Origin of the sequence: Acinetobacter sp. 5862 (genome assembly GCF_024494585.1) — a bacterium.
GTDB lineage: Bacteria > Pseudomonadota > Gammaproteobacteria > Pseudomonadales > Moraxellaceae > Acinetobacter.
The window spans coordinates 1-13,522 of record NZ_JANHGP010000046.1 but is presented as its reverse complement, the minus strand read 5'-3'; the positions used below and the strand labels follow the sequence as shown (position 1 = coordinate 13,522).

Genomic DNA, 13,522 nt, shown 5'->3' with positions numbered 1-13,522 from the left:
AACTAAAATAGTATGAATATAAAAAAATATAATATTTACAATCATTTAAAGAACTGATTATACAATTAAGTAATTTTTATAATGGATTCTGCGCAAAACCTAGTGTATCGGTAGAGTCTGGTTTAAAAATATGTGAAATATCATCCTTCATTTTAGTCTGAAAGTTAGATCAATAAGTTGATAGAAATGGAAGAGGTGATTACACGTTTTTTACTTTTTCTTTATGTAACAAATTGTAATTTTAATGATGAATGAAAAAAATCTAATCGCTTCAATTAGATTTCAACGGATTTTGGGTTCAGTCTGCGGTAAATAGTTTATTTGAAATAGAGATTTTTTTAGCAATATAGTACGAATTGGATTTCTGACTGATCAACAACACTTGAGATTGTAACTCTAATTCACCATATTCTGGCTCTACTTGTACATAATACAGTTGACCAAATTCATTGCGAACACGTGCTTGTGCAGAGAAGCCTGGACGTGCATTTCCCGTTGAGATTGTTGCTAAACGACCCACTAAGTTAATGTGAGTATGTGTGACTTTGGGTTTAATCACTTGGTCAAGACAATTAATCATAAACACTGTAAAAAAGATGTCGATAATCAAAGCAGGAACAAAAAGATAGTAAGGCGAGATAAAGTAGTGTTGTAAAGCAAAAAATGAAAGCTCTAGAAAATAACCTGCAAAACTAAAATTGATGAGTAAAAATACAAATATTAAGTATTTGGAAAATTTTACATCTAATAGCGGTGAATTTAATAACCACTCTGGTGTCATTTTTTTTACGAGATGACTTGGACGTAACCCAATAAAAATACCAATTGTTTCTGCAATGCTGAGCAAAATCAAAGCCACTACGCTCATGTGAAATGGCATAAGGTAGTAATTTAAAAAAAACTCAGTCATCGCAGAATTCATGATTTAGGTATTAGTCAATATAAATACCACCATCAGAGTGTACTTCCAAATTTACTTTTTCAAGGAATTCACCTAGACATGGTCCTGAAATACATTCACCAGTTTCTACTGAGAATAATGCTCCATGAGTTGAGCATTGGATATACTCACGATCCTGATCTAAAAATTGATTTTCTAAATACTCAAGTTCAGTTTGCAAATGTGGGCAAACATTTTGATAAGCGTAAAAGCTACCATCTTTCTGAGTAATAAAAATTGTTGTTCCTTTCATGGTGTCATATGCACGAGACTCACGATCTGGAACTTCTTCAGTCATGCAAATCTTTTCCATTTTAAGCATATTCCTGTTGAGAATTTTTAAATTGTTCAAATAATTTGGCATAGTTTTCAACGGCTAAGCGTGGACCAAATTGTGCAACAACTTCACTAGAAATTAAAATAGCCAGTTGAGCCGCAGCTTTTAAAGTTAAACCAGCGTTAATGGCATATAAGAATGCACCAGCAAAAGCATCGCCAGCACCGTTAGTATCAACGGCATGAACTTCACGACCAGCAACGTGGAATTGTTGTTCAGGGTCAATGATGACTGCGCCATTTGCGCCTTGAGTGATGACAATATATTGATTCTTTGATTTTAAAACTTCAATAGCTGCATCAAGTGTTTCAGTATTACTGAACATTAGCGCTTCTTGTTCGTTACAGAATAACAAGTCAACGCCGTCATCTAAGAGTTCTTCTAGACCTTGACGTGCATATTGCACCATTGCAGGATCAGACAGTGAGAGGGCGATTTTAACGCCATGTGCTTTGGCAAGTTCACGTGCTTGTTTAACCGCAACACGAGCAGTATCACTTGTCGATAAGTATCCTTCGATATAGAGCCATTTTGCAGCTTTTAACGGTTCAAAATCGATTTGTTCAGCAGTTAATTCAGCGGTAATGCCTAAATATGTGTGCATAGTACGTTCTGAATCAGGACTGATCAGAACCATACATGTGCCTGTTACACCTTCACTAATTGATTGTGCAGCGGTTTTAATGCCTGCTTCATTTAAACCATTCAAGTAGATTGAACCGAGGTCATCATTACCTACACGGCATCCATAAAAAGCTGTACCACCTAGAGCACTGAATGCAACAGTTGTGTTTGCAGCCGACCCACCACTTGCTTGACCTTTATAGTTTTGGGTGTCTTGTAATTGTTGATATAAAGCAGCCTGAGTTTCACCATCGGTCAACTGCATTGTGCCTTTTTGCAAAGCTTGCTGTGTTAAAAACTCATTTGAGACTTTAAATTCTTGGTCAATCAGCGCATTACCAATTGCAAAAAGATCAACAGTTGTCATGTTTGTCATCACATTAAAAAATCAAAAAGCAAAGTTTACACTAATGCATTGACCATCACACCTTGCTTGCTGAATTTTTCTACAAAAACATACCAATTTACATGGATATCCATGCATATTCTTCGGTAGACTCTCTATAATCAATAGCGTTAATTAAATAGATAAATTGGAGATCACATGACTGTCGATGTTTCTGAAAGCATTACTCAAACCATTCACCCTGCGTTTCAGCTATTACGTCAACACCATGTAGAAGCACTTGATATTTACGTTTCAGAATATAAACATAAAGTGACAGGTGCTGTTCACTACCATTTGGCCACAAATCACGATGAAAATGTATTTTTGGTGGCATTTAGAACTCAACCGATGGATTCTAAAGGAACAGCTCATATTTTAGAGCATACAGCTTTATGTGGTTCTGAAAAATTTCCTGTACGCGACCCATTCTTTTTAATGATTCGCCGTTCATTAAATACCTTTATGAATGCATTCACAGCAGCAGATTGGACAGCTTATCCATTTGCAACACAGAATAAAAAAGATTTTCAGAATTTATTGTCAGTGTATTTAGATGCTGCATTCGCTGCAAATTTGAATCCTTTAGATTTTGCTCAAGAAGGGATTCGAATTGAATTAGAGAATGATCAAGCCGTTTATAAAGGTGTGGTGTTCAATGAAATGAAAGGAGCGATGAGTTCACCTACAGATCAGCTCTATCACCAATTGGCACATCATTTATTCCCTGAAACGACCTATCACTATAATTCAGGTGGCGATCCAAAAGACATTCCTGATTTAACCTACGAACAGCTTGTTGATTTTTATAAAACACATTATCACCCAAGTAATGCAGTCTTTATGACTTTTGGTAATCAAACTGCCTATGATTTACAGGAGCAGTTTGAAAAATTAGCATTAAATAAGTTTTCTCAGGGTACAACATTATATTCAAAACCTGAAAAACGTTTATTAGCACCAATAGAAGTGACTGAAAGCTATGCAGTTGATAGTGAAGACTTAAAAGATAAAACTTATCATGTGATGTCATGGTTACTCCCTGAAACCAGTGACATTAAATTACGTTTAGGTATGCGTTTAGTAGAAGGGATTTTATTAGAAAATTCAGCGTCGCCATTGCGTCATTATTTAGAAACTTGTGGTTATGCACAGTCAACGGGTCCATTGATGGGAGTTGATGATAGTAACTTCGAAATGACGTTCTATTGTGGCGTACAAGGCTCGAATGAAGAACATGCTGAAACATTTAAAAATGGTGTTTTAGATATTTTGAAAGAGGCTGCTTCAAAACCAATTGACCGTGATTTGGTTGATGCGATTTTACATCAAATTGAATTGCATCAACGTGAGATCAATGGTGATGGTACGCCTTATGGTTTAAGCCTTATTTTGAATGGTCTAGGTAGTGCAATTCACCATAATGATCCAATCCATGTTTGGGATGTTGATTCTGCAATTGAGCAAGTGAAAGAAGAATTGAAAGACCCAATGTGGTTGTCTAATTTAATTCAAACTCATTTGTTAGATAATCCGCATCGTGTACAAATGACCTTAGTGCCAGATGCGACCAAATCAGTAAAAGAGCAACAGGCTGAGCAAGCACGTTTGGCTGAAATTACTGCTAATTTGACAGAAGATCAAAAAATTGAAATTCAGCAAAAAACTGAAGCATTAAAACAACGTCAAGACACAGCTGATGATCTTGAGTTACTTCCTAAAGTTGGTTTGGAAGATGTGCCTGCGGATTTGCATATTGTTCAAGGTCAATTGCGTGAGATTATCTGTAATGGTCTGGATACACCATTAAATCTTTATCATGCAGGCACCAATGGTATTTATTATCAACAAGTTTTGATTCAGATTCCAGACGAAATCGTACTGTCGCCTTATTTCAACTTACTTTCTATCTTGATGGGTGAGGTTGGTGCAGGTGAGCATGATTATTTAGAATTCCAACAAATCCAAACGGCTGTAAGTGGCGGTTTGGGAATGGGAGCGTCTTTACGTAGCAAAGTGGATGATAAAGATCGAATTAGTGCTTGGTTGACGTTGACGACTAAATCATTGACTCAAAAGTTAGATTCTATTCAGTTGTTGAAACTTGCATTTGAACAGCTCCGTTTTGATGAAAAAGATCGTATCATCGAATTATTGCAGCAACGGAAAACCCGTTGGCAGTCACGCTTGTCAGGTTCTGGACATAGCTATGCAATGCAAATTGCTTCTCGTCAAATGAGTGCATTAGCTCGACGTGACTATCATAATACGGGTTTGGGTGCGCTGAACTGGCTGAGTGATTTAGTCACTAAGATTGATCAGGATGATACGGCTTATGAAGCTTTAATCGCTGAGTTACAAGCAATTCATCGTAAGTTATTACAAGCACCCAAACAGTTTTTATTGGTTTGCGAAGAACATCAGTCTGATCGTTTAGTTGAAGAGATTCAAAACGTTTGGGATAAACTGGCTGTCGATAAATCACCTGTAAGCCTAACCGAAGTTGAACACGTCAATACAGAAAATGATGAAGCATGGCTCATTCAGACGAATGTACAGTTCTGTTGCTCTGCTTATCAAGCCGTCGATGTTGCACATGCAGATGCAGCACCATTGATGGTATTGGCTGCGTATTTACGTAATGGTTTCTTACATAGTGCCATTCGTGAAAAAGGTGGAGCGTATGGTGGTGGAGCCAGTTATGATGGCAATGCCTGCTCATTCCGTTTCTATAGCTACCGTGATCCACGATTGGCGGAAACATTTAATGATTTTGAAGCCAGTGTGCAATGGTTGCTGAATACTGAACAACAGCCACATCAGCTTGAAGAGGCGATTTTAGGTCTGGTTGCAAGTATGGATAAGCCTGGCTCACCTGCTGGCGAAGCAATTACAGCGTGTTATGCATTGCTGCATGCCCGCACACCGAAATTCCGTAAAATGCTACGTGAACGCCTGTTGAATGTAACTCTGGAAGATTTAAACCGTGTGGCAAAACAGTATCTGGTGGAACAAAAGCCTGTGAAGGCAGTGGTTGCGCCATTTGCTAAGCGTGAAGAGTTACAGAAACTTGGCTTTAATATTCAACAAGTAAATTAAAAGAAAAATTGGAGACATTTATGGCGTTCAAATCATTTGAACGTGGTCATCTTGAACTAAGTGTACTCGCTATACTTGGTTCTTTTGCTACGTCTGGTGTAAATGCTCAGGTAACTACACCTGCAGCACCAGCAACAGTAGAGGCTTGTGTCGCTTTGGCTTCAAATGCAGATCGTTTAGCTTGTTATGATAGCCTTTTTAAAGCTCCAACAGTGATCGCACCACAAGTTCAAGCAGCCGAACCAATCATTTCGGTAGCTACTCCATCGGTAGAAAACAAAAATGAAAAAGCTGAACCTACGACTTTGCGTGATAAGGTTGTTCAAAAAGTAAGTGATTTGCACATCTTAGGTGCTGCGCCTAAATTTGATCCAAATATTTCATTGTTAGATCGCCGTTGGGAACTTTCTGAAGAAAGTAAACTGGGGGTGTGGAATATTCGAGCTTATCAACCCGTTTATTTGCTGCCCGCATTTTGGACCAGTGATAAGAATGAATTTCCTAGTAGCCCCAATCCAAACAATACTGTTAAAGATCAACAAAACTTAACCTCTACAGAAGCTAAGTTCCAAATCTCTTTAAAAACGAAAGCCTTAGAAAATATTTTGGGTGATAATGGCGATTTATGGTTAGGATATACGCAATCTTCTCACTGGCAAGTTTATAATTCTGAAGAATCAAGACCTTTTCGTGAGACCAATTACGAGCCTGAAGCAAGTTTGATGTTCAGAACCAACTATGAAATTTTAGGTTTAAATGCGCGTCTGTTAGGTGTGACTTTAAATCATCAATCCAATGGTCGTTCTGATCCATTATCACGTAGTTGGAACCGTGTAATTTTTAATTTAGGGTTTGAAAAAGATAATTTTGCGTTGATGGTACGTCCTTGGTACCGTGTCGAAGAAAATGCCAAAGATGATAATAATCCTGATATTAAGGATTATATGGGGCGTGGAGACTTAACAGCATTTTATCGCCATGATGATAATGATTTCTCGCTAATGTTACGTCATTCTTTAAAAGGTGGTGATCGCTCACATGGTGCTGTGCAATTTGATTGGGCATTCCCAATCAAAGGTAAGTTACGTGGACATCTACAACTCTTTGATGGTTATGGTGAGAGCTTGATCGATTATAACCATCGTGCGACCTATGCGGGTTTAGGCGTTTCTTTGATGAATTGGTATTAAATGAGTTTAAATATTCCTGATTCATTGTTGCAGCTTGAAGCAAATTGTGGGGTGTTTGCGGTCTGGCTGATTATAAAGCAATATCAAACCCATATTGATATTGCTGACCTGATTCAGTTATGTCGCCATGACCAACAAGAGGGAACTTTTACCATAGCATTAGCGGTTGCACTGAAAAAATTAGGCTTTGAAGTGTCATTGTATACTGACCCTGATCCAAATATCGATGAAAAAGAGAAACAAAGTTATTTGGATGCCCAAGGTCTTCAGATTCCGATTCACGCTGCTTTGACCTATTCCGAGATTCAGCAGGCATTTGAAAATGGTCACTTTGTTATCGTGTTTTATGACACCTTACACGGTGTGGGAAACCAATCTTTGATTTATTCAATTGATGAACAAGAGATTAGTTTCTGTGATCATTTTGAAGCGATGTCAAAAAGTATGTTTGAACAACAACGCCAAGCCGATGGAATTTGTCGGCAGGTGATTGTGGTTGAGCAATATTCAGAGTTTTATCCGATCTGAATATTGGCATTTGCATGTTTCAAACGACTTTTCTTTGGTGTAGCAATCAGGTAGGCGAGTGTTAATGGCCCAAGTCGACCTGTGTACATCAGTAAGCTCAAAACAAATAAGCTACCATCATGCAATTCACCTGTAACACCACGAGATAAACCAACAGTGCATGCAGCCGAAACAACCTCAAACATAAGATCTAAAACATCCAGTTTAGGTTCAAGTAAGAAAATTGTGAAACAGCCGATAAACACTAACATACCTGTAATTGCTGTCACGGCAAGCGCTTTATAGGTGGTTTCCTGCGAAACTGAATGATTGAAAATACGAATTTCTTCATTACGCCGTAGAAATGAAATCACACACAATAGCAATATTACAAAAGTACCAACTTTAATACCACCTGCGGTACTCAGTGAACCGCCACCAATAAACATCAATAGCATCGTGAGCAGTGTTGTACTGTGTTCCATCGAACCTGTATCAATAGTATTGAATCCCGATGAACGAGGTACTGTCGCTTGGAACCAAGCATTCATGGCTTGTTCACCAATATTCATTGAACCTAAAGTAAGTGGATTGTTGGCTTCTAAAAGCCAAATCAAAATAAAAGCCACAATATTTAGTGTCGCGATTGCACTGAGGATTAGCTTGCTGTTCGGTGTAAGTTTATTCCAACGTTTATTTTGTTTAACGTCAATTAAAACAAGAAAACCAATTCCACCTAACGTATATAGCGTACTAATGGTTAAACAGATAAGATAATGACCTTGGAAATTTATTAAGCTGTTATTGAATAGCGAAAACCCTGCATTATTGAATGCAGAAATACTGTAGAAAATTGAATAATATAATCCACGGTCAAAGCCATAAATAGGTATAAAAGAAGTACTTAAGATAATAACGCCAATCAGTTCAAAAAAAAGTGTATAAATCACCACACCTTTTGCCACAAAGGTAACTTTAGATAAGCTCGTTTGACCTAAGCTATCTTGTGCCATCATTTGTTGTTTTAGCCCGAGTTTAGGCGCTAGACTTAAGGCTGCCAAAATAGCAAAAGTCATAAAACCCAAACCACCTGTTTGGATTAATAAAAGAATAATAACTTGCCCGAGATGATTAAAAGACTCATTTAAATTCACTACAGATAGACCAGTAATCGTGACCGCTGAAGTTGCAGTAAACAAAGCATCCATCCAGCTTAAGTTTCCTTTGTTTGCAATCGGAAGTTTAAGCAGTAATGTTCCAATAATGATAAAGCTTAAGAACCCAATCGCGAGCAATGTCGGTGGGCTAAGATTAAATATCTTTTGCGAATTTATTTTTATGGTCATTTAGAGGAAGCATCCCGATAATTTTTTTAGATGGGTGAGTAATCCTTCTAATATGAGTACGTCACCTGTTTGTAAGGTAAAACTAGAGTCGATTTCATAAATAATTTGTTCATCACGTTTAAGTAGTAAAAGTTTGATATGAGGTTCTTGTTTGAGAATGCCTGATAGATTTACCTTGTTTAGTTTCTCATGCACAGGCACTTTAATGATGTAATGATCATGATCGAGTGCCATGTAGCGGCTAACCATAGGATAGTTAAGCGCTTGCGCAACCCGCACACCCATATCTTCTTCAGGGTGAATAATTTTACTGACGTTTAAATGGGAGAGGATAGTGTGGTGGGCTTTCGTTTTGGCTTTAACGAGGATTTTATCCACCCCTAAATTTTTAAGATTTAAAACACAAAGAATACTGGCTTCAATGTCTTCACCAATTGCGACCACGACGGCATCACAATTTTGGATATTTAGTTCTTCTAATACATGTTCATCGGTTGCATCTGCAATCACGGCATGGGTAATGCGATCAGCTAAGCTCTCTACATTTCGTTTAATGGTATCGATCCCAATCACATCATGATTGAGTTTGGTCAGTTCTAAGGCAACAGTTGCTCCAAAACTACCTAAACCAATGACTGCAAACTGTGCCATAACTGTCCTTAACTAAATGATAAAAATGTCTTTTTATTCATTTTAAGGTGGATTAATTGATCTGTTTGTAATGATTTTGTTTGCGATCACATATAAAAGATCAAGATCACTGGTTAAAAATAAAGCCGACATGATGTCGGCTTTAAATGATAAGGTGATTTATTTAAGGAAACGTTTGTAACCAGTATTGTCACTGATTTCAGCATATGGATAAGTAATTTTCTCTAAAGTTTCGATCAACCCATCTGGATTTTGTTTTGCATCAGTTGCTTGTAAACCGACTAAAACACGACCTTCGGCTGCACCATGATTACGATAGTGGAATAGTGTAATGTTATGTGTTGGACCTAGGCGTTCCAAGAATGTGAGTAATGCACCTGGACGCTCTGGAAATTCAACACGGAACAAGCGTTCATTTTCCAAATTGGCATGACCACCAATTAAGTAACGAATATGCAGTTTTGCAACTTCATCATCGGATAAATCATCGACATCATATTGTTGCTTGAGTAATTCATGGATTTCGTGACGTTCAACTTCGCCACCTTTCAAGCTAATCCCAACAAATACTTGAGCTTGGCTATCATCACTGGCACGATAGTTAAACTCAGTAATATTACGACCTTGTAGAGCACGGCAGAAATTAAGAAATGCGCCTTTTTGCTCAGGAATTGTGACGGCATAGATTGCTTCTTTACGTTCACCCAATTCAGTACGTTCAGCAATATAACGGAGACGATCAAAGTTCATGTTTGCACCGCAAACAATTGAAACCATGTTCTTTCCAATGAGCTGATGTTCGGTAACGTATTTTTTTATACCTGCTAAGGCCATCGCCCCTGATGGCTCAACGATACTTCGGTTTTCATCATAAGTGTCCTTGATTGCGGCACAGATTTCATCGGTATTTACGGTAACAATATTAGGATCAACAATTGGACCAGAATTATCTGACTTAGATAAGCGGATCATTTCAAAAGGCAATTCACCAATTTGAGCAACGGCTGTACCATCCGCAAATAAACCCACATGTGGCAGAATCACGCGTTCATTCGATTCAAGAGCAGCTTTTAGGCACGCAGATTCTTCATATTCAACACCAATGACTTTGACATGTGGTGCAACTTCACCAAGATAGGCTGCAACACCCGCAATGAGCCCGCCACCACCGACAGCAACGAAAACATATTCAACATCACGCCATTGGCGCAATAATTCATTGGCAATCGTTCCTTGACCAGCAATCACGAGTTCATCGTCATAAGGTGGGATAAAAACTAATCCTTCATCTTCTGCACGTTGTTTGGCATATTTATTGGCAACATCAAAACTATCGCCGTGTAAAACAACCTGTCCACCTAAGTTTTTAACCGCTTGTACTTTGATGTCAGGGGTCGTGCTTGGCATGACAATAATGGCTGGAATGCCTAATTTTTTTCCAGATAGTGCAACACCTTGTGCATGGTTACCTGCTGATGCGCAAATCACACCTCGATCGAGTTGATCTTTAGGAAGTTGGCTAATCCTATTGTAAGCACCGCGTAGCTTGAAAGAGAATACAGGTTGTAAATCTTCACGTTTAAATCGAATGTTATTGTTAATTTTTTGACTAATTCGTGGAGCTGCTTCAAGCGGTGTTTCAATCGCAACGTCATAAACCGTTGCTTGTAAAATTTGTCGTACCACACGAGACAGCATGTTCATCTTCCCTATAACAGTTTAAAATAGGCAATCATTGTAGCAAACCCCTGTGCATTTGCGCTGTTTTCTTGCAGCAAATGTCAAAATAGTTGAGTGAAGTCATGAGTCTATATGCAACCCAAGATGAAAAAAAACAAGCTGCTGCTAAAGCAGCTTTGAAACATTTGCCTAAAGGCGGCATTTTGGGCGTAGGAACTGGAAGTACTGTTAATTTTTTAATTGATCTATTACCAGAGTTGCAATTGGAAGCAGCCGTAGCAAGTTCTAATGCAACAGCTGAACGTCTTAAAAAATTAGGTATCGAAGTGGTTGATATGAACTCGGTAGGTGGTTTGGATGCCTATGTCGATGGTGCAGATGAAATTGACCGTCATATGCATATGATTAAAGGCGGCGGTGCTGCATTAACTCGTGAAAAAATCGTTGCTTCAATTGCTAAGAAGTTTGTATGTATTGTTGACGACTCAAAGTGGGTGGAGCAATTAGGTCGTGATTTTCCACTTCCTATCGAAGTCATTCCAATGGCGCGTTCTGCAGTTGCACGTAAAATCGTAGCTTTAGGTGGTGATCCTGTTTATCGCGAAGGTGTTGTTACTGATAATGGTAACGTTATCTTAGATGTTTTTAATTTAAATATTTTGAATGCACTTGATTTAGAGAAAACGATCAACAATATTCCAGGTGTGGTAACCAATGGAATTTTTGCTTTGAATGCAGCTAGTATTGCGATTGTTGCAACCAATAATGGTATTGAAGAACGTACGGCACAGTAATGCAATCAGTTTCGCTTGAAACACAATTGCCTGAAATTAAAGTAGTTCGACATGCAAGAGCGAGAAATTTGCGTTTGCGTGTTGAACCTACAGGTATTCGTTTAACAGTCCCTATCTTTTGTACAAAGCGGCAGATTCAGCAATTTCTGCAACAGTCTGAACAATGGTTATTAGAGACATGGAGCAAGCAACAAGAACAATTTAATCAGACTATAAATTTTCCTGAACAACTTGTTTTATTTTATCATTTGCAACCATTTCAAATTATTCAGCAACAGCAACGTCATATTTTTAAATTTAACTGGGAACAACATATTTTATTTATTCGAAATGAAAGCCCTGAATTAGCCTTAAAAGCTGCTGTATTAGTATATGCGAAACAGTTTTTACCAGAATATTTAAACTTAATAAGTGAGCAGACGGGCTTACAATATGGCGAATGCACGGTGAGAAAGCCAAAGACACGTTGGGGAAGTTGTAGTTCAAAACATGACATTATGCTCAATGCAGGATTGGTATTAATGCCGATGCATAATGTACGATCAGTGTGTATACATGAATTAGCACATACGAAGTATTTTGATCATAGTGCTGGATTTTGGAGCGAAGTGGCGAAATATGATGAAAGTTATATCGAACATCGCAGGCAATTAAAAAGTATTCAATTGCCTGCATGGTGGTACTAAATCAAATAAAACTACATTCAAGTTGGGTTGTTTGTAGTTGATCTGGTGCCTTGCGAGTATCTAGACCTGCACTAGCACTTACTACTTGATTTCCATTTAATTTTATTTGAATAAACTTATACTTTTGTAAAGTAAAGTCGATGTCAGTAGAACTACTATTGAGTAGGTAGTCTTGAGCTGTATTATTGATGAGCATTAAATTATCAGTACTATCGCCATCAAGTTTTGAAGTGAAGATTTGAGTACCTTTTTGTAGTTCTAAAACACCGTTAGCTCTGATATTTAGTTTGCAATCGTTAATTTTATCTTCGTAACTGCCAATTAGATACTCAATAGAAGGTAAATTGGGATTAAAGACAGTATTAATTCCAGTTACACCTGATTGGCATAAATAATTCGAATCTAGACATTTTGATGTTGAACTATTAACGGCAAAGCCTACAGCTCTTCTATAGTCACCAGCCCCCGCTACTCTGAAAACATCTGTAGCTTGCATTTTTGGATCGGTACCTGAGTATATTTTTTGTTCAAGTTGTAAATATCCAAGTGGATTAGATGTTTGTTGCTCATACTTTGTGGCAAGTTTTAGTACAGCACTTTTTAATAATCCAGCATATTGATCTCTAATATTTTTTTGATTTTCTGCAATGTTAATTAAAGTGTTTTTATTTGGATCTGTATTTTCAGGGGCTGGGTCAATTAATGAAACAAGTGGACTAGGATCTCCATGTATTTTTTTCCCATCTAAATAACCATCTTTTAAATCGATTGCTAAGTTCTTGGTAAATTCAACAAATGCATTTTCAGGGTTTGAGCTTGACCATTGTTGAATGTAGCCAAAGTTTAAATAGGTATTAATATATTTATTGATGGTGGCAATAGTTAGGTTATTTGATTTAAATATAGTAAGTATTGTGCTTGATGATAAGTTTGGTAAATCAACATTTGAAAAGCCATTTAATAAGGCACTGTTGACATCATTAGTCGCAAATTGTAGCTGTAATGCACTAACTTGTTTGGAGTTAATGATGTCTGTAGGGAGTTGACCAGATCTTACGATAGCACGTTGATAAATTGCTTCAGAGCTTGGGGTTATATAGATTGGTTGCGTTAAATTGCTAGTATTAACTTCTACTAAAGCATTAAAAGTTAAAGAGAAGCTTTTATATTGGCCATTGAGAAAATCATAAATTAATGAGTTAGGTGTGGCTTTGTTGCACAAAGATTTGAAATGCAAAGCGCCCCTAATTGAGCCAAATTTAAGGCGTAACTTGGGTAAGTGG

Annotated in this window: 12 protein-coding genes; 5 read left to right on the top strand and 7 right to left on the bottom strand. The window is 37.6% G+C overall.

What is annotated here, in order from left to right; all coding sequences use genetic code 11:
• Window positions 1-298: 298 nt before the first annotated feature.
• From NO346_RS08065 to NO346_RS08055, 3 genes are read right to left on the bottom strand one after another with little or no spacing between them, the layout of a single operon-like run.
• Window positions 299-910, bottom strand: a complete 612-nt coding sequence (locus NO346_RS08065; protein WP_171062101.1) for an OB-fold-containig protein — start codon at window positions 908-910, stop codon at window positions 299-301.
• Between the two features lie 22 nt (window positions 911-932).
• Complete coding sequence (locus tag NO346_RS08060; RefSeq protein WP_087545480.1) at window positions 933-1,238, bottom strand: Rieske (2Fe-2S) protein; 306 nt, start codon at window positions 1,236-1,238, stop codon at window positions 933-935.
• A 16-nt stretch (window positions 1,239-1,254) separates the two neighbouring features.
• Window positions 1,255-2,268, bottom strand: coding sequence for an adenosine kinase (locus NO346_RS08055; protein WP_256414840.1), 1,014 nt, complete (start codon window positions 2,266-2,268; stop codon window positions 1,255-1,257).
• 177 nt (window positions 2,269-2,445) lie between these two features.
• Here NO346_RS08055 and NO346_RS08050 point away from each other — a divergent pair, with 177 nt between their 5' ends.
• Genes NO346_RS08050 through NO346_RS08040 form a run of 3 tightly spaced genes read left to right on the top strand, consistent with a single transcriptional unit; the run spans window position 2,446 to window position 7,103 of the window.
• Window positions 2,446-5,385, top strand: coding sequence for an insulinase family protein (locus NO346_RS08050; RefSeq protein WP_256414839.1), 2,940 nt, complete (start codon window positions 2,446-2,448; stop codon window positions 5,383-5,385).
• A 20-nt stretch (window positions 5,386-5,405) separates the two neighbouring features.
• Entirely contained in the window at window positions 5,406-6,575 is a 1,170-nt protein-coding gene (locus tag NO346_RS08045) for a phospholipase A (protein WP_256414838.1), read from the top strand.
• On the top strand, window positions 6,576-7,103 hold the full coding sequence (locus NO346_RS08040; protein WP_256414837.1) for a cysteine peptidase family C39 domain-containing protein: 528 nt from the start codon (window positions 6,576-6,578) through the stop codon (window positions 7,101-7,103).
• On the opposite strand, the gene NO346_RS08035 is transcribed toward NO346_RS08040, so the two are convergent.
• The 3 genes from NO346_RS08035 to ilvA form a co-directional block, all read right to left on the bottom strand.
• The gene (locus NO346_RS08035) at window positions 7,091-8,428 is read right to left on the bottom strand and encodes a TrkH family potassium uptake protein (protein WP_256414836.1); all 1,338 of its coding nucleotides are present in this window, start codon (window positions 8,426-8,428) and stop codon (window positions 7,091-7,093) included. The two genes, NO346_RS08040 and NO346_RS08035, sit on opposite strands and share 13 nt — an antisense overlap.
• Window positions 8,429-9,079 carry a TrkA family potassium uptake protein gene (locus tag NO346_RS08030; RefSeq protein ID WP_256414835.1) on the bottom strand — a complete coding sequence of 217 codons (651 nt, stop codon included), beginning with the start codon at window positions 9,077-9,079 and terminating at the stop codon, window positions 8,429-8,431. It abuts the gene before it with no gap.
• Between the two features lie 159 nt (window positions 9,080-9,238).
• Window positions 9,239-10,783, bottom strand: coding sequence for a threonine ammonia-lyase, biosynthetic (gene ilvA, locus NO346_RS08025; protein WP_256414834.1), 1,545 nt, complete (start codon window positions 10,781-10,783; stop codon window positions 9,239-9,241).
• A gap of 98 nt (window positions 10,784-10,881) precedes the next feature.
• On the opposite strand from ilvA, the gene rpiA reads away from it, so the two are divergent.
• Window positions 10,882-11,553, top strand: coding sequence for a ribose-5-phosphate isomerase RpiA (rpiA, locus tag NO346_RS08020; RefSeq protein WP_087535810.1), 672 nt, complete (start codon window positions 10,882-10,884; stop codon window positions 11,551-11,553).
• Window positions 11,553-12,239: a M48 family metallopeptidase gene (locus NO346_RS08015; protein ID WP_256414833.1), complete on the top strand. Its 687-nt coding sequence runs from the start codon at window positions 11,553-11,555 to the stop codon at window positions 12,237-12,239. The genes rpiA and NO346_RS08015 overlap by 1 nt, the downstream gene beginning before the upstream one ends.
• Before the next feature lies 1 nt (window position 12,240).
• On the opposite strand, the gene NO346_RS08010 is transcribed toward NO346_RS08015, so the two are convergent.
• Window positions 12,241-13,522, bottom strand: a 1,282-nt coding sequence (locus NO346_RS08010; protein ID WP_256414832.1) for a hypothetical protein, incomplete at its 5' end; no start/stop codon positions are given.

What these genes read in the sequence shown, in the direction of transcription:
- NO346_RS08065 (WP_171062101.1), bottom strand. Translation starts at nt 910, where the DNA reads ATGACTGAGTTTTTTTTAAATTACTACCTTATGCCATTTCACATGAGC.
- NO346_RS08060 (WP_087545480.1), bottom strand. Translation starts at nt 1,238, where the DNA reads ATGACTGAAGAAGTTCCAGATCGTGAGTCTCGTGCATATGACACCATG.
- NO346_RS08055 (WP_256414840.1), bottom strand. Translation starts at nt 2,268, where the DNA reads ATGACAACTGTTGATCTTTTTGCAATTGGTAATGCGCTGATTGACCAA.
- NO346_RS08050 (WP_256414839.1), top strand. Translation starts at nt 2,446, where the DNA reads ATGACTGTCGATGTTTCTGAAAGCATTACTCAAACCATTCACCCTGCG.
- NO346_RS08045 (WP_256414838.1), top strand. Translation starts at nt 5,406, where the DNA reads ATGGCGTTCAAATCATTTGAACGTGGTCATCTTGAACTAAGTGTACTC.
- NO346_RS08040 (WP_256414837.1), top strand. Translation starts at nt 6,576, where the DNA reads ATGAGTTTAAATATTCCTGATTCATTGTTGCAGCTTGAAGCAAATTGT.
- NO346_RS08035 (WP_256414836.1), bottom strand. Translation starts at nt 8,428, where the DNA reads ATGACCATAAAAATAAATTCGCAAAAGATATTTAATCTTAGCCCACCG.
- NO346_RS08030 (WP_256414835.1), bottom strand. Translation starts at nt 9,079, where the DNA reads ATGGCACAGTTTGCAGTCATTGGTTTAGGTAGTTTTGGAGCAACTGTT.
- ilvA (WP_256414834.1), bottom strand. Translation starts at nt 10,783, where the DNA reads ATGAACATGCTGTCTCGTGTGGTACGACAAATTTTACAAGCAACGGTT.
- rpiA (WP_087535810.1), top strand. Translation starts at nt 10,882, where the DNA reads ATGAGTCTATATGCAACCCAAGATGAAAAAAAACAAGCTGCTGCTAAA.
- NO346_RS08015 (WP_256414833.1), top strand. Translation starts at nt 11,553, where the DNA reads ATGCAATCAGTTTCGCTTGAAACACAATTGCCTGAAATTAAAGTAGTT.